This window comes from Roseofilum acuticapitatum BLCC-M154 (genome assembly GCF_030068475.1).
GTDB lineage: Bacteria > Cyanobacteriota > Cyanobacteriia > Cyanobacteriales > Desertifilaceae > Roseofilum > Roseofilum acuticapitatum.
In genome coordinates this window covers 19063-33922 of sequence record NZ_JAQOSP010000082.1, presented here as the reverse complement: position 1 = coordinate 33922, position 14860 = coordinate 19063, and the positions used below count along the sequence as shown (strand labels likewise).

Annotated in this window: 13 protein-coding genes; 9 read left to right on the top strand and 4 right to left on the bottom strand. The window is 45.6% G+C overall.

Annotation, left to right across the window (positions count from 1 at the left end; translation table 11 throughout):
- Window positions 1-250: 250 nt before the first annotated feature.
- From PMG71_RS12160 to PMG71_RS12150, 3 genes are all read left to right on the top strand, one after another.
- Entirely contained in the window at window positions 251-1201 is a 951-nt protein-coding gene (locus PMG71_RS12160) for an NAD(P)H-dependent glycerol-3-phosphate dehydrogenase (RefSeq protein WP_283753958.1), read from the top strand.
- Between the two features lie 597 nt (window positions 1202-1798).
- A complete protein-coding gene (sigC, locus tag PMG71_RS12155) occupies window positions 1799-3064 on the top strand; it encodes an RNA polymerase sigma factor SigC (RefSeq protein WP_283753957.1) in 1266 nt (421 codons plus the stop codon).
- A gap of 298 nt (window positions 3065-3362) precedes the next feature.
- Window positions 3363-4415, top strand: coding sequence for an ABC transporter ATP-binding protein (locus PMG71_RS12150; RefSeq protein WP_283753956.1), 1053 nt, complete (start codon window positions 3363-3365; stop codon window positions 4413-4415).
- A gap of 30 nt (window positions 4416-4445) precedes the next feature.
- Here PMG71_RS12150 and PMG71_RS12145 read toward each other — a convergent pair whose 3' ends face one another.
- Window positions 4446-5417: a pentapeptide repeat-containing protein gene (locus PMG71_RS12145; protein WP_283753955.1), complete on the bottom strand. Its 972-nt coding sequence runs from the start codon at window positions 5415-5417 to the stop codon at window positions 4446-4448.
- Window positions 5418-5539: 122 nt separating this feature from the next.
- On the opposite strand from PMG71_RS12145, the gene coaD reads away from it, so the two are divergent.
- Genes coaD through PMG71_RS12125 form a run of 4 tightly spaced genes read left to right on the top strand, consistent with a single transcriptional unit; the run spans window position 5540 to window position 8709 of the window.
- The gene (gene coaD / locus PMG71_RS12140; RefSeq protein ID WP_283753954.1) at window positions 5540-6040 is read left to right on the top strand and encodes a pantetheine-phosphate adenylyltransferase; all 501 of its coding nucleotides are present in this window, start codon (window positions 5540-5542) and stop codon (window positions 6038-6040) included.
- Window positions 6013-6657: a F0F1 ATP synthase subunit B family protein gene (locus PMG71_RS12135; RefSeq protein WP_283753953.1), complete on the top strand. Its 645-nt coding sequence runs from the start codon at window positions 6013-6015 to the stop codon at window positions 6655-6657. Before coaD ends, PMG71_RS12135 begins: the two co-directional genes overlap by 28 nt.
- A 31-nt stretch (window positions 6658-6688) precedes the next feature.
- Complete coding sequence (locus tag PMG71_RS12130; protein WP_283753952.1) at window positions 6689-8062, top strand: DUF2157 domain-containing protein; 1374 nt, start codon at window positions 6689-6691, stop codon at window positions 8060-8062.
- A gap of 20 nt (window positions 8063-8082) precedes the next feature.
- Complete coding sequence (locus PMG71_RS12125) at window positions 8083-8709, top strand: GDYXXLXY domain-containing protein (protein ID WP_283753951.1); 627 nt, start codon at window positions 8083-8085, stop codon at window positions 8707-8709.
- Between the two features lie 60 nt (window positions 8710-8769).
- Here PMG71_RS12125 and PMG71_RS12120 read toward each other — a convergent pair whose 3' ends face one another.
- Genes PMG71_RS12120 through ruvC form a run of 3 tightly spaced genes read right to left on the bottom strand, consistent with a single transcriptional unit; the run spans window position 8770 to window position 12090 of the window.
- A complete protein-coding gene (locus PMG71_RS12120) occupies window positions 8770-10806 on the bottom strand; it encodes a mechanosensitive ion channel family protein (RefSeq protein ID WP_283753950.1) in 2037 nt (678 codons plus the stop codon).
- On the bottom strand, window positions 10803-11534 hold the full coding sequence (locus PMG71_RS12115) for a C40 family peptidase (protein ID WP_283753949.1): 732 nt from the start codon (window positions 11532-11534) through the stop codon (window positions 10803-10805). Before PMG71_RS12115 ends, PMG71_RS12120 begins: the two co-directional genes overlap by 4 nt.
- A 58-nt stretch (window positions 11535-11592) precedes the next feature.
- On the bottom strand, window positions 11593-12090 hold the full coding sequence (gene ruvC, locus PMG71_RS12110) for a crossover junction endodeoxyribonuclease RuvC (RefSeq protein WP_347179268.1): 498 nt from the start codon (window positions 12088-12090) through the stop codon (window positions 11593-11595).
- 32 nt (window positions 12091-12122) lie between these two features.
- Between ruvC and PMG71_RS12105 the strand changes: the two genes are divergently transcribed.
- Together PMG71_RS12105 and PMG71_RS12100 are read left to right on the top strand one after the other, a co-directional pair.
- Entirely contained in the window at window positions 12123-13346 is a 1224-nt protein-coding gene (locus PMG71_RS12105; protein ID WP_283753947.1) for an inorganic phosphate transporter, read from the top strand.
- Window positions 13347-13511: 165 nt separating this feature from the next.
- Complete coding sequence (locus PMG71_RS12100; protein ID WP_283753946.1) at window positions 13512-14840, top strand: DMT family transporter; 1329 nt, start codon at window positions 13512-13514, stop codon at window positions 14838-14840.
- Window positions 14841-14860 lie beyond the last annotated feature (20 nt).

Sequence of the window (14860 nt, the reverse complement as noted above, 5' to 3'; positions counted from 1 at the left end):
TTTAATTTCTTTTCTCTCTTTTCATGGGTCATATCAAGTCCGGTTTCCGCAAGCGGACATGAAAATTGGTTAAGAAGCGGGCAAGATGCCCGCACTCCTCGAATTCTTTGATCTGACTGGAGTGGGAGCATCTTGCTCCCTGGATTTTTAATTAGGGTATTTCCGCTTCGCGGACATGAATAAGCGAACTTGATATCATTGGAGCGGGGAGGGTGATAGATCAATAGAACACCCTACTGGAAATACATCCATGAATTCTAAACTATCATCCCCCTTCTCTGATGAGCCAACCTCTATCGCCCTGATCGGCGGGGGAGTATGGGGGCAAACCCTAGCCCAACTAGCCCGCGATCGCCACCATCAGGTTAAAATTTGGTCTCGTCGCGCCCCTCTCCCCCTCTCGGAAGCCCTTACTGGCGCTTCCCTGGTTCTCAGCGCTGTCTCCATGAAAGGCGTTAAACCGGTTGTAGAGCAAGTGCAAGCCTGTGGACTTGAGCCTTCTACTGTCATCGTCACCGTCACTAAAGGCCTCGATCCGAGCGATCGCATCACCCCCTCCCAACTCTGGCAACAAGCCTTTCCTCACCATAGCGTCGTCGTTTTAGCCGGCCCCAATCTCTCCAAAGAGATTAATCAAGGGCTTCCTGCTGCCACCACCGTTGCCAGTCGAGACCCCCAAGCGGCCCAATGGGTGCAACAGGTCTTTTCTTCCTCCCGGTTTCGGGTCTATACCAACGACGACCCCCTAGGGGTAGAGTTGGGGGGAACCTTAAAAAATGTTTTGGCGATCGCCGCCGGAGTCTGTGACGGCCTACATCTAGGAACCAACGCCAAAGCTGGCTTACTGACCAGGGGTTTAACCGAAATGATCCGCATCGGCACTCACTGGGGAGCCAAACCCGAAACCTTTTACGGCCTCTCCGGTTTAGGAGATCTCTTAGCCACCTGTAATAGTCCCCTGAGCCGTAACTATCAGGTCGGCTATCAACTGGCCCAAGAAAAACCCCTATGGGAAATTCTCGACCATCTGGAAGGAACCGCAGAAGGCATTAATACGACAGAGGTTTTAGTTCAACTGGCCCAAACTCATCACATTCCCATCCCCATCTGTACCCAGGTTGATTTATTACTGCAAGGGAAAATCAGCCCCCATCAGGCGGTTCATGCCCTGATGTTAAGAGATATTAAGCCGGAATCCTGATTTTAGAGCGTGAAATTAGAAGAAAGACCATGGATGTCAGATCTCGGCTACCCCAATCTGGATATGGCTTTCACAATTGTGAACATCTTTGCCTCTGAGCCTACTTAGTGATAAGGATTAATGCGGCCTTTGACCCAAGTCACTTCCCTTGAGGTAACCTCTATCTATAGTAAGGTAGACTGGCAAAAAACATAGGATAGACAGCCAGCAAGATAAACCAATCAGGGTGCAGAATCTCATAGTCCATCTGAATTGATTCCGCTAATAAAAAAACATGAAAACCTATTGACTGACGGTGAAAAACAACCCAAAACGGCTGAACCGTTAGGAATCCGTAAGTACAAAGCCCTTACCCTAACCTCTGAGTGATTGAGAAACTGAACTTTTCTGAATCTGGCCCCCAGTCTGGCTGAGACCCTTGAGAGTCCAGTTAACTCCATCCCCACTCAGAAAACTGAATCAAGTTGATGAAATCCCAGGCTGATAGATTTCTAAAAATAATCTAAAGATTCTGTAATTCATCACCCCATTGGGGAACCCTAATCGAATGGGAACCCTGTAACTGCTTCCCTTTTATGACTTGGAGCAACTGAGACGATGACTACGCCAGTAACTGCTTTTGGCCCAAACCCTGAATATGATGAATCATCATCCCCTACCGATGAGCTAGAACAATCCTCAGACTTCCCTTCCCAAGAGGACTTTACCTCTCCAGAGATGGTGGCTGAATTAGAAGTGGAGTCTACGGAGTCCCGTAATCCGTCCACCTCAGTCAACCGTCGGACGACGGATTTAGTCCGGTTGTATCTCCAAGAAATTGGCAGAGTCCACTTGCTCGGTCGCGATGAGGAAGTGGCAGAAGCTCAAAAAGTCCAGCGCCATATTCAACTGATCGAATTGCGAAATAAGGCGGCAGAATCAGAAACGGGGCCCATTCGAGAGTACGTGCGGTTAATGGAAATTCGCGATCGCCTAACGGCCCAGCTTGGCCATCGACCCAGTTGGGAACGCTGGGCGGAAGTGGCCCAAACAGATGTAGCGGCTCTCAAATTGGCTTTAGTTGAAGGTAAAGCTCATTGGGCACAGTTAGCCGGACTGACAGTTCCTGAGTTAGACGCAATTCAATCAGCCGGGATTAAGTCGAAAGACCACATGATTAAAGCCAACTTGCGCTTGGTGGTCTCAGTGGCTAAAAAATACCAAAATCGGGGCTTAGAGTTGCTGGATTTGGTTCAAGAAGGAACTTTGGGGCTAGAGCGAGCGGTAGAAAAGTTTGACCCCACTAAGGGTTATCGCTTTAGTACCTATGCCTACTGGTGGATTCGCCAAGGGATTACGCGGGCGATCGCCACTCAAAGCCGAACCATCCGCCTACCCGTTCACATTACAGAAAAACTGAACAAGATCAAAAAAGCCCAACGTAAACTGGCCCAAGATAAGGGACGCACCCCCACGATTGAAGATTTGGGGGTAGAGCTGGATATGACCCCCGCCCAAATTCGAGAAGTGCTGTTGCGGGTTCCTCGCTCGGTATCCCTGGAAACCAAGGTGGGTAAAGATAAAGATACGGAACTGGGCGAACTGCTGGAAACTGACAGCATTTCCCCCGAAGAATCCTTAATGCGGGAATCCTTGCAACAAGACCTGCGCCATCTGATGGCTGACTTAACCAGTCGGGAACGGGATGTGATTCAAATGCGCTTTGGCCTCGGTGATGGTCATCCCTATTCCCTGGCCGAAATTGGCCGGGCTTTAGAACTTTCTCGCGAGCGCGTGCGGCAAATTGAAGCTAAAGCCTTACAAAAGCTACGCCAACCCAAACGCCGTAACCGAGTTCGGGATTATCTCGAATCCCTTAGTTAATCTCTCCCTGTCGTCAATAGTAAATGGATCTTGAACTAGCCGGGAAATGGGTTTTCCGGCTTTTTCTTTGAGAAAGTATTGACAATTATTTTCAATAAAGTTAGATTAACTCTTGGTGTTCTCCGAGTAAAGATGCGACAGAGAAGAGTGAGGTATCTTCTTCTCTGTCATCTGTTCCTTTCCGTGAAGGTCTCGATCGGTCTGGCTCTAGCTGATTAAGAACTCTTCTCAAAAGATACCTAAAAACTATGCTACTGTAATAGCAGTTTTAATCGATTGAACGGTTGAAGGACAAACCATGTCACAGTTGGTGGTGTTAAACCTAGAAGAGGTGAGCAAGCAATTTGATCCCAAGCGAGTACCTGTCGTTAATCAGGTGAGTTTCACCTTAAAGCAAGGAGATATTTTAGGATTGGTGGGGCCTTCAGGGTGTGGTAAAACGACCTTACTGAGGTTGATCGCTGGATTTGAGCAACCGGTTGGGGGCAAAATTGAGTTACTCGGACAAGAGGTGGCAACCCCTAAGCTTTCCGTTCCTCCAGAGAAGCGAGATGTGGGCATTGTGTTTCAGGATTATGCCCTATTTCCCCATTTAACGGTGGCAGAAAATATTACTTTTGGTTTAAAGCATCGTCACCGATTCAACAAAGGGAGTGTGGAAAAACGACTCCAGGAGGCGATCGCCCTCGTTAGTTTAGAAGGACTACAAAACCGCTACCCTCACCAACTCTCTGGAGGACAACAACAACGAGTAGCCCTAGCTCGCGCTTTAGCACCAGAACCGACGCTGATCCTCCTTGATGAACCCTTGAGCAACCTCGACATTCAAGTACGGGTGCGTCTGCGATCGGAAATCCGCCGCATCCTCAAAGCCAGTGGCATATCAGCTATTTTTGTTACCCATGACCAAGAAGAAGCTCTGTCTATCTGTGATTGGGTAGGAGTGATGCAAAACGGACAACTTGAACAAATTGGCCCTCCAGAGTTGATTTACCGTAACCCCCAAACTCGGTTTGTGGCTGAATTTGTCACCCAAGCCAATTTTATCCCGGCTCGTCGGAATGGTTCCCAATGGGATACGGAAATCGGGTCATTTTTTGTACCTGATTCAGACTCCTTAGAGCAAGGAGATTTAATGATTCGTGAGGAAGACCTTCAGCTTAAACCGGATGAAAATGGAATCGCGAAAATTGGCGATCGCCAATTTCTCGGTCGCGAACATCGTTATACCTTACACACCCTCTCTGGACTCGAACTCAAAGCCAGAAGCAACACCCTTCACCCCCTACCCATCGGTGCAAAAGTCAACTTGCAAGTCATGACTAAAACCTGGCAAATCTTCCCAAGATAATCAGCAATCAATAGCACTCATGCTTAGGGACTAACTCCAAATGGCATCCGGTTGAGGCCAATCAATAATTGTACTATCTAAAATTGCACCCACAAAATTAGCTCCTTTTAAGTTAGCCCTCTTTAGATTTGTCCCCCATAAAACTGCATTTTGTAAATCCGCATCCTGAAGATTAGCTTCAAATAAAAGCCCTCGTTTTAAATTAGCCTCACTTAAATTAGCCTGACTCAAGTTAGCCTGACTCAAGTTAGCCTGCTCTAAATTAGCTCCCTTCAAACTCACTCGACTCAGAGAAGCTCTCATCAACTGAGCCGATTTTAAATTAGCACCATCAAGAATCGCCGATCGCAACTGGGCATCCTTCAAATTCGCCCCCACCAAACTCGCCTGACTTAAATAAGCGCCACTTAACTTACTGCCCATCAAATCAATGCCATCCAAATTCATCCCTTCCAGATGCACCCCATTCAGAAAAGCATAACTCAAGATCGTCCCATTCAATTGGGCATCCTTTAATATGGCTCCACTTAAGCGAGCGCCAGACAAATTACTCCAATTGAGATTAGCTCCTGTCAAATTGGCCGATCGCAAATTAATCCCACACAAATTCGCCCCACACAAATTCACCCCCCTTAAATCCGCTCGATATAACTTCACCCAACGCAATACTGCCCCACTTAATTTGGCCCCAGACAAATTCACCCCCGTCAAATCCGCACTCTTTAAATTCGCCTTGGTTAGATCGGAATTTTCCAAATTAGATTGATGCAACTTAGCAAAGGTTAAATCTGTGCCATACAGAAAAGCATCCCGAAGATCCACAGCGTTTAAAATAGCTCGACTCAGGTTGGCTCTGGCAAAAGACACCCCCCGTAAACAAGACCCACTTAAATTAATGCCAGATAAATCCGTGCCCACAAAATTCCCTCCTTGAATCACCCGATCCCGAAAATTGCGTTCTCCTGCTCTATAGCGGTTGAGTAACTCCTCACTGTCGATCATGTCTATAATCCCTATGCTGAATATTCATTTTTCTGCTGTCTAGTTCTATCGATCCCACCCATAGCGCGAAGCCTTATATCTTTTATAATCCTGATGTCCTTCATTGATGCGATCGCCCATTTATGGCTTTACCCTTAACTGCCATTTACCCAGGAAGCTTCGATCCCATAACCTTGGGCCACCTCGATATTATTGAACGAGGTTGTCGCTTATTCCACCAGGTCATTGTGGTGATCATGGTTAACCCCAATAAAAATCCCCTATTTTCAGTTCCTAAGCGTATCAGTCAGATCCAAAAAGCTACTGAACATTTAACGAATATCAAAGTTGACAGTTTTGATGGTCTGACCGTAGACTATGCTAAAATGCAACACGCTCAAGTCTTGTTGAGGGGTCTAAGAGTAGTATCAGATTTTGAAAAAGAACTGCAAATGGCCCACACCAACAAAACCCTCCTAGACGAAATCGAAACAGTATTTTTGGCAACGTCTACCGAATATGGCTTTCTGAGTAGTAGTCTGGTTAAAGAAATCGCCAAATTTGGCGCTTCCGTCGATCACCTAGTTCCCCATCACGTTGCCCTAGATATCTATCAATGCTACAACAAGACCCCTCCCCCATAAACTCAGAACGTGAAAGCATCCCCCAACCCCAGGATGAACCTTCTATCAACGGAACCCATGGACTCAATGCTAAACCAGAAGTGGATATTCAAGAGGAATTAGAGCGCCTCAAGGAAATGATTTTGATGAGTACCCAGATTCCTTGGACGAAGTATACCTTTGTGGATGAAGACCAGTTATTAGATCAAATTGAGTTAATTCAGTTTCATTTACCGAAGGTTTTTGAGCAAGCGGTGACTTTGGTGAGTAACCGGGATGAAATCATGCTGAAAGCGAAACGGTATGCCCAGGATCTCATTAGTGCGGCGGAACAACAGGCTAGTGAAATTTTAGACGAAATGAGTTTAGTCCAGCAAGCGGAACAGGAAGCGCAAGTGATTTGGCAACAAACGCTACAGGAGTGCCAAAAGACGAAGGAAAATTTACTCTCTGAATTGCAGGAACTAGAAAAAGAGTCTACACAAGATTTAGAACTTCAGCGCCAGAAAATCCTGGAAGAGTGTGAAATAATTCAAAAAGGAGCCGATGATTATGCGGATCGGGTTTTGCAGGATCTGGAAGGGCGTTTAGGGGAGATGTTGCGAGTGGTTCGTAATGGTCGCGAGCAACTCCAGTGAATTCACTCCATTGAGAGTATCAAGTAATTTTATGTCGGAGAAATTTCGTCGCCAACTGCGTGAAGAGGCTGGGATTTGGAAATCGGAAGGGTTGATTTCTGATGAAGTTTATACCCAGTTATCCGATCGCTATCAATTCGATCGCCTAGAAGAAGCTGCGAGTAACCGGTTTATCGCCGTGTTGGTGGGTTTGGGGGCAGTATTATTGGGCTTGGGGGCGATCACATTTGTAGCAGCGAATTGGCAAGGCTGGCCGCGATCGCTCAAAATCATCCTATTATTGTCCAGTTTAATCACATCCCATACTCTGGGGTTTTACTTATGGCGCTTTCCTAGCGATCGCTGGCAACATCGATTTGGTCAAGGATTATTGCTCTTAGGAACCCTACTCCTAGGCGCGAACTTGGGATTAATGTCCCAAATGTTTCATCTAGATGGGCCCATTTATCAACTCTATCTGATTTGGGGATTAGGCGTAACCGGTTTAGCCATTAGTTTGCGAACAACCCTTTTAGGCTTCGTTTCCCTAGTGTTAATGGCTCTGGCTTATGGATTTAGCCTAGATGATTGGTTAGCCCCAGGAGGCTTACCCGGCATTGCCGGAATTTTGCAACACGCTCCCTTAAGCACAGGAGTAGTCGGAATCATTTTAGCCCGTTGGTGGAATTCACGGGTCATTTTTGCCTTAATGATGGTTGGGTTTATCCCCACGGTTTGGATACAGTTGGCGGCAATTGGCGTGTGGACTGTTCCTGTTGTCGTTAAAGTCGTATTAGGGTTAACTTTGCCACCTGCATTTCTGTGGAGTTATGACGATCGCGCGATCGCCTTTGGCAACTTCGATCATCGCCCCTTTCAACCCATTGCTCGCAGACTCGCCCTACTCCTCATTGCCCTCCAGTTATACCTATTTTCCTTCCATGGATGGTGGAATGATTGGGGAAATTGGGGCAACATTGACAACACCCTAGGGGGATGGGGCTTAAGCCTCGATATTTTAGCCCTAGTGGGCTTGAGCCTATGGCAATGGTTTCAACTAGCCAAATCTCGGCGATCGCCAAACCAATGGCGTTTAGACAGCTCTAGCCTTCTTATCATAAACCTTTTAGCCATAACCAGCGCTCTCTTCCTCTGGCACAGCCTCATCTATCCCTTACCCATTTTTGCTCCCCTAACAATCAATATCCAAATCTTTCTACTCGCCATCACCTTCATTCGTCGAGGATTGAAATGGGGAACAAGATTAGGATTTTGGAGTGGATTAGTATTCCTGACCGGGCAAATTATCAGCCGCATGTTAGAGTACGATACAGGACTACTCTTAAAATCAATCGTCTTTATCCTCTGCGGATTAGGCGTAATGGCAGCCGGATTCTGGTTTGAGAAACAGCACCAAAAAACTTAACATCCCTCATTACTCATTTCATGTCTCCCTCTACCGTTTCTGACTCTCTGCAAACCTCCCTAAAACGCCCTCAAATTCCCTGGTGGCGTTTCATTCTTCCCTTAGCCCTTCAGGTGGGTTTAGTCCTAGCCATTCCCGGTCAAGCCTTTTACACCAGAGTTACTGGAAAAACCGTCATTTTGCAAACCCAACCCGTCGATCCCTACGATTGGCTACGGGGCTATTCCCAAACCCTAAGTTATGATATTTCTCGCTGGGAAACCCTGCAAAATCTTCCCGGATGGAATCAGTTATCCACCACACCCAACCAACTCAGTCGCGAATTTTATCTCATTTTAGAACAACCACAAACAGAACACCAGGGAGAATTACCCGCACCTTGGAAAGCCATTTCAGTCAGTGCCAGTTTACCCGAAAACTTACCCTCCAATCAAATCGCCTTGAGGGGACGAGTCAATCAAGGCCAATTGGTTTATGGCTTAGAAACCTATTATATGCCAGAAGATCAACGTCAAAAAATCAATGATGAAATCAACTTAGCGCAACAACAAGAAGGGCAACCCTTTGTCGTAGAAATCAAAGTCGATCATCGCGGGCATTCAGTTCCCATTAAACTCTGCATTAATGACCAATGTTATCAGTTTTGAAGATTAGGAATTTTCATATCATGTTCAGGTCATCCATCAAAATCTTGGTATAATTAGTCTTTAACCGAATTTTGTATCCTTATCTACTGAACTAGGAGGTTCAAGCCTATCCTCAGATTTAGGGATATAAGATCCGGTAGGAGTAGTACACCAAATTTGCTGAGGAATACCTAAAGCAATCCCCGCTTCATCTAAAGACTTCTTAATCCGTAAACGAAATGTCCGAGACACCGCCCATTGTTCGCCAGGAACAGTTTTAATCAAAAAGCGAATAATGGTTCCTTCATGGGAAATATCATCGACTCCTAAAATATTCACCGGTTCTAAGATTTTATCTTTCCATTCTTCATCCTGTTCCAGTTCATTAGAGACTTGCTTAATGATTTCCATCGCCTTTTTCAAATCTGCACCTAAAGCAATTTTAATCGTTAAATTACTTCTTGACCAATCTTTGGTACTGTTAATCACTGTGGAGACTTGACCATTGGGGATAATGATCAGTTGACCATCTAAATTCCTGAGATGGGTAACATAAAGATTAATCATTTCCACTGTACCCGAAAAATTATTAATCTCAACAAAATCTCCCTGGGCATAGCGATCTGTCCAGAGGATTAAAATTCCATTGAGCATATCTTCTAATAAATTTCGCGAAATAAATGCCAAGACAACTGTTAAAACGCCGACACTGGCTAGAACATTAATGTTCACGCCTAACAAATTCATCGTGATATAAATACCCAAGGCACTAAATAACGCATGTTTACCCTGTTTTATGGCTGGAGAATAGGTTGTAACCCGCAAAGTATAACGATTAGACGAAGGATCTATTTCTTGTTTTTCTTTAGCCCACTTATTTAATGTAGAATCAATAATAATGTCGCAAAACTTATCAATTATAGTAATTGAAATCCAAAGAGTCGGCAGTAAAATGGCTTGAACAATAAAGGCAAAGGTTAAAAATCGTGTCGTTCTAAATAGCCCAAACGTCAAAGCTAGACTAACTAACAAGACTGAGGGCTGCAAGATCAAAAAAATTCTTCTAAATAATTCAATTAAATTTTGTGTTTGCTGGATGAAAAATATTTGAGAAGAAAGCTTTTGTCTGGATACCTTAAGCGGGTTTAATCTAAAAAAGTATTTAAATCTTAAATGTATTTTTTTTAACTTTTTTTTATTGATCTTTGGTCTGTGACTCAGATTAATTGTATTAGCAGAACTTTCTGATGGTAAATCAGAAAGTTGGATGGAGCTGGTGTCAGCTTCTTTTTCTAGGGTCTCTCCAGAATTTTCCTGGGCATCAACTTCAAGAGATTTTATTAATGTTTTGATCTGGTCTTTAAGCTTTCTTCTCCATGTAGTTAGTTTTTCTCTAGCACTATAAAGTAATACAAAGATAGTGAAGCTTAATATCATTATCAGAAAGGCTATTTTTGAACGAATCCAAGGATATTTGGCATCAAATTCTTTCCCCCATAAAATTTCGCTAAATGCTAATTCTAAGTTAGCACTCCAAATTTCTCCTAATTTTTCAATAGAAGTAAAGTTAGCTCGCGAATCAACATCAGTAATGGTAACTACTGTGGCCGATCTGAAAATTCCCAACTGAGGCTGAGGAGGTGCGTAAACTACAGTTTCATTATTGTTGATCCCAACAGCTAATCGTGGTGTGAGTGGATGTTTAGGTTTATTTTGATTCCAAAACCACCAAAAAGTCCAGTTTTTGTCATCAGAGCTGTGAGGAAATTCATAATTTTGAGTAGTTGCGTTAATCCCTCTATTGATTGAAGATTGTACTAATTTTGCTCTTTGCTCAACCTTGATGATGGCTTCATCTGATCTTTCAGATTCCAAATCAGACTGAACCGCAAGTTTTAATTCTCCTGTTAAAACTTTGGTGCTATAAAGATGAACTTCACTGCACCAATATCGTCCACAGGGTTGAGCTTTGTTGAGATCCCACCAAGGGGTGTTATGTTCTGGGATAGTAATCGGTTGCTGTGTTAAGAAAGGCAGTTGAGCGATCGCCGTGGGCTGAATAGTAAGAATTAAACCCACGGCTAGACTAAAAATACCAATAAAACGAGCTGTTTTCATGAATTGACTGATAGTGGACATTCAAATTGAGATTCTGGATTGCCTGTACTGATATATCCAGCGATAACTCGACCCAATCCACAGAAAATTGTAGCGTAGTATTGGCTAATAGAATCTCCTTCAGGCGCTAAGGTATCGATGCCAATTCCGTTGCGTCCCTTATCTTTTCCGGAACTATGAATATATTGGTGATTGCCTAAATATAAAGCGACATGGGTAATGCGTTTTCCAGAGGAGAAAAAGAGGAGATCGCCGGGTTGTGCTTCTTCAATCGAAAGGGGTTGAGTAAAATTATGTTGTTGATAAGCATCTCTGGGTATCCAGATGCCAACGGAGGAAAAAGCGGCTTGCATGAGTCCGGAACAATCGTAATTGGGGGGGACGGTTCCTCCCCAGAGATATTCATTCGGTTGATTCATGGCGTTTTGAGTGTAGGCAATTACGCCATTAATTCTCTTTTCAATTTCGGCGCGGATGAGGGAACGGGGTTGATAGGGAGCCAGAGCCAAATCGATTTTATCGAGGTCGTTTAAGGATAACCAGCAGGAATAATCGTCTTCACAGAGGAGGATGGGAAGGGCGTTGTTTTGGGGAGATCCAAGAACGTGAAATTGGCGATCGCCAGCCCCCTGCGTCGCTAACTCTTGAGCTTCACAGGAGTTGTATAAATCTACATTAGAGCGAAATTGATAGGCTTGGGTCGTGGTTAGTTCTTCAAGAGCGATCATAATTGTTAATTGTTAATTGTTAATTGTTAATTGTTAATTGTTAATTGTTAATTGTTCATTATTCATTGTTCATTGTTAACCAGGCGGTTAGGGCGATCGCCAACGCATCCGCCGCATCATCTGGCTTGGGAATCTCTTCTAGGGCTAACTCTAGCATTACTGATTCTTGGACTTCCTCCTTATCAGCCCTGCCATATCCCGTCAGAGTTTGCTTGACTTGGGCAGGAGTATATTCAACCATAGGAATCTGGTGTTGAGCCAAAACCAGGAGCAGAACCCCTCGCGCTTGAGCCACCAAAATCGTATTGCCCATACGATAGAAAAACAACTTTTCGATCGCCGCCAAATCCGGCTGCCACTGGGTGACAATCGCTTGCAGGTCATCATAAAGCGTACAGAGGCGATCGCCCACCGCTTGGCCGCTTGGGGTCGTAATTACCCCAAAATCCAACGGCTTCAATCGCTCCTCTTGGCTTTCCTCGCATTGCTCGCAGTCCAGAATACCAAACCCCAAACGGGCCAAACCTGGATCTAACCCTAAAATCCGTTTTTGGATCATCATCAATCCCTCTCTGCTCTAAACCTTCAATGGATTTACTCTTACCTGTTTTATTGGCCTTCTATGTCGCCTGCAATTTGGGCGCAAATGATGTGGCCAACTCCATGGGAACCTCCGTCGGCTCAAAAGCCATTACCCTCACCCAAGCCGTCATTATTGCCGGTATTTTGGAATTTACGGGAGCCGTTTGGTTTGGGGGGCCAGTCTCCCAAACCCTAGCCAGTGACTTAATTCATCTAGAAGAATTTGCCCCCAATCTCCAACTTCTATTTCTGGGGATGGTTTCCGTTCTCCTGGCTTGTGGTTTGTGGTTACAAATTGCCACCAGCTTTGGACTGCCTGTAGCTTCTTCCCATGCTATCGTGGGGGCGATCGCCGGATTCAGTGGAGTCGCCATCGGGCCAGAAGCCATTGATTGGTCTACCCTGGGGCGCATTTCCCTCGTTTGGGTAGTTACCCCAGTGATTAGCGGCAGCCTAGCACTGGTCTTTTACAATCGCCTCAAAGCCGGGATTTTAGACCACCCTCAAGCCAGGTTGAGAGTAGAAGAATGGATTCCCTGGATTTGTACCGGTTTGTTGACTATTTTTGGGGCGATCGTCTTACCCACCCTCTTTTCGGGTTTCTCCATTCCCCAGATTCCCAACCATACCGCCATGATCGGCACAGCCGCCCTAGGCACTGTAGCCCTAACTGCCCTCACTTGGCATCGCTTAAGTTCAGATCGATCCCTAGAGAGCATTTTTGCCCAATTTCAGGCGATCAGCGCCTGTTTCGTCGCCTTTGCCCATGGTTCCAATGATGTGGGTAATGCGATCGCCCCCTTAGCCATCATTAGCCAAATTCGAGAGGGTGATATTCTCATTCCCGGAAACTTCCAAGTCCCCCTCTGGAGCTTAATCGTTGGGGCGATCGGGATTGTCTTCGGACTCGCCATTTGGGGAAAAAACGTAATTTCTACCGTCGGCGAAAACATTACTCCCCTCAAACCCAGTGGCGGATTTTGTGCCGAAGTAGCCACAGCCACCACCATTTTACTCGCCTCTCGGTTTGGCTTTCCCGTCTCCACCTCCCATGCTCTCGTCGGTGCAGTCGTTGGCATCGGTTTAGTGCAGCGATCGCCCTCTTCCCCCCTAAAATTCAAAACCCTCAGAGAAATTGCCCTAGTTTGGGCGATCACCCTTCCCCTCACTGCTAGTATAAGTGCTACTATCTTGGCAATAGTTCGCCTGTTTTCGGTTTTGCCGACATGAATGGGCATAACACCCCCCACAGATTACTTCCCCTGTGGGCCATAAACTCCTGGGTGCAGTGACGGGTTCTGTTATTAAAATTGTTAAATTCCTAGCAAAAATCCTCCGTTCTCTCCTTTGGATCGATATGCTTAAAGCAACATCAGGCCTTATTCCTTCTGGAAAGTGGCTCAAACCCCTACCCGTCGTCTTTCAAGTGAACATCAAATGGACAATACGGACTCAAGAGACTCTAAGGTGAGAAGTGCCGAAGAGACCTTAAGGAAAGTTAATCAAGACCTCGAAAGGCTACAAGAGGAGTTAGCTCATCAACTCAATCAGGATGGCCAGCCCCTCGGCGATCGCGGCGTTAAACTACTAGAGGAAATCAGAACTCTAGAAGGTTTAGCCCATCGTTTGCGATCGCAAATTGAGAGCAAACACCCTATCGTCAATCCGATCCCGACTCCTCCTGCACCTGCGGCACAAGAAGAACCGGTTAGCCCAAAACCCAAGCCGCAGCGCAAAGAGGGTCAAGTGGTGACGGGTTTACTCTTAGCCTTCTTATCCGCTTGTGTGCTTTCTTTATTCAACGTCACCCTGAAAATTTTATTAAAGCTTTCCCCCGAACCGCGACTGGTGTTAGGGCTATTTCCAGTGGATGGGTTGATTACTCCAGGGTTAGGCAATTCCTTGCTCATCCTGTTTTTACGCATGATTGTGATCATGTTGGTCTTCCCTATCTTGGCCACAGTTCTCTATCCTTCGGTTTGGTCAGACCTCAAGCGCTTTATCGAGTCCAATGATTATGACCATATGCTGAAGGTGGTGGGTAGTGGGTTCTTTCTCTTTTTGTCCCAAGTCTGTATTTATATTGCCATTGGTAATATTCCCACAGGGATTGCGATCACCATTTTCTTTATCTATCCGATTGTCACTGTGTTTGCCTCTTGGGCCCTATTTGGCGATCGCCCCAACCTAGCTCGCATTATTGCCATGATCGTTATCCTCGCTGGAGGGATCATGGCCCTGCCCCAAGGAGGGATCGAGGGCAATACAAACTTGGGGATTTCCGCCGCGATCGGTGCTGGGGTTACCTTTGCCGGTTACGTGCTTTTAGTGGGCATGGGAACCAAGAAATTACACCCCATTCCCTTTTCTCTCGTCTCCTTTGCCGCCATTTTCGTCTTTTCTGGAATTTCCCTCCTGTTTCCCTTACCAGAAGGCTTGGGCGTAGTTATTGAACCGAATACTCAAATGGGTCTGCTGATTGGCGGGACGATTTTGGGCCTTCTCACCCTGGGTAGCTATTTACTCAATAACTTTGCTATTCGCTTTGCAGGGCCCGCTTTAGCCTCTATCGTGGGAGCTAGTGGCCCCGCACTGACCGCTCTGTTTAGCCTATTTTTGATAGCTGAGGCCCTCAGAACTCAGCAATGGATCGGTTTAGGATTGGTGAGTTTAGGGGTGTTGGGCATGAGCTTAGAACGCATGTTAGCCCCCAAAAAAGCCTAAAATGACCCCATGCAGGAGAA

Excerpts from the sequence above, each read along its gene's own strand:
- sigC (WP_283753957.1), top strand. The coding sequence starts at position 1,799 with ATGACTACGCCAGTAACTGCTTTTGGCCCAAACCCTGAATATGATGAA.
- PMG71_RS12145 (WP_283753955.1), bottom strand. The coding sequence starts at position 5,417 with ATGATCGACAGTGAGGAGTTACTCAACCGCTATAGAGCAGGAGAACGC.
- PMG71_RS12160 (WP_283753958.1), top strand. The coding sequence starts at position 251 with ATGAATTCTAAACTATCATCCCCCTTCTCTGATGAGCCAACCTCTATC.
- PMG71_RS12120 (WP_283753950.1), bottom strand. The coding sequence starts at position 10,806 with ATGAAAACAGCTCGTTTTATTGGTATTTTTAGTCTAGCCGTGGGTTTA.
- PMG71_RS12130 (WP_283753952.1), top strand. The coding sequence starts at position 6,689 with ATGTCGGAGAAATTTCGTCGCCAACTGCGTGAAGAGGCTGGGATTTGG.
- PMG71_RS12125 (WP_283753951.1), top strand. The coding sequence starts at position 8,083 with ATGTCTCCCTCTACCGTTTCTGACTCTCTGCAAACCTCCCTAAAACGC.
- coaD (WP_283753954.1), top strand. The coding sequence starts at position 5,540 with ATGGCTTTACCCTTAACTGCCATTTACCCAGGAAGCTTCGATCCCATA.
- PMG71_RS12105 (WP_283753947.1), top strand. The coding sequence starts at position 12,123 with ATGGATTTACTCTTACCTGTTTTATTGGCCTTCTATGTCGCCTGCAAT.
- PMG71_RS12135 (WP_283753953.1), top strand. The coding sequence starts at position 6,013 with ATGCTACAACAAGACCCCTCCCCCATAAACTCAGAACGTGAAAGCATC.
- PMG71_RS12150 (WP_283753956.1), top strand. The coding sequence starts at position 3,363 with ATGTCACAGTTGGTGGTGTTAAACCTAGAAGAGGTGAGCAAGCAATTT.
- PMG71_RS12115 (WP_283753949.1), bottom strand. The coding sequence starts at position 11,534 with ATGATCGCTCTTGAAGAACTAACCACGACCCAAGCCTATCAATTTCGC.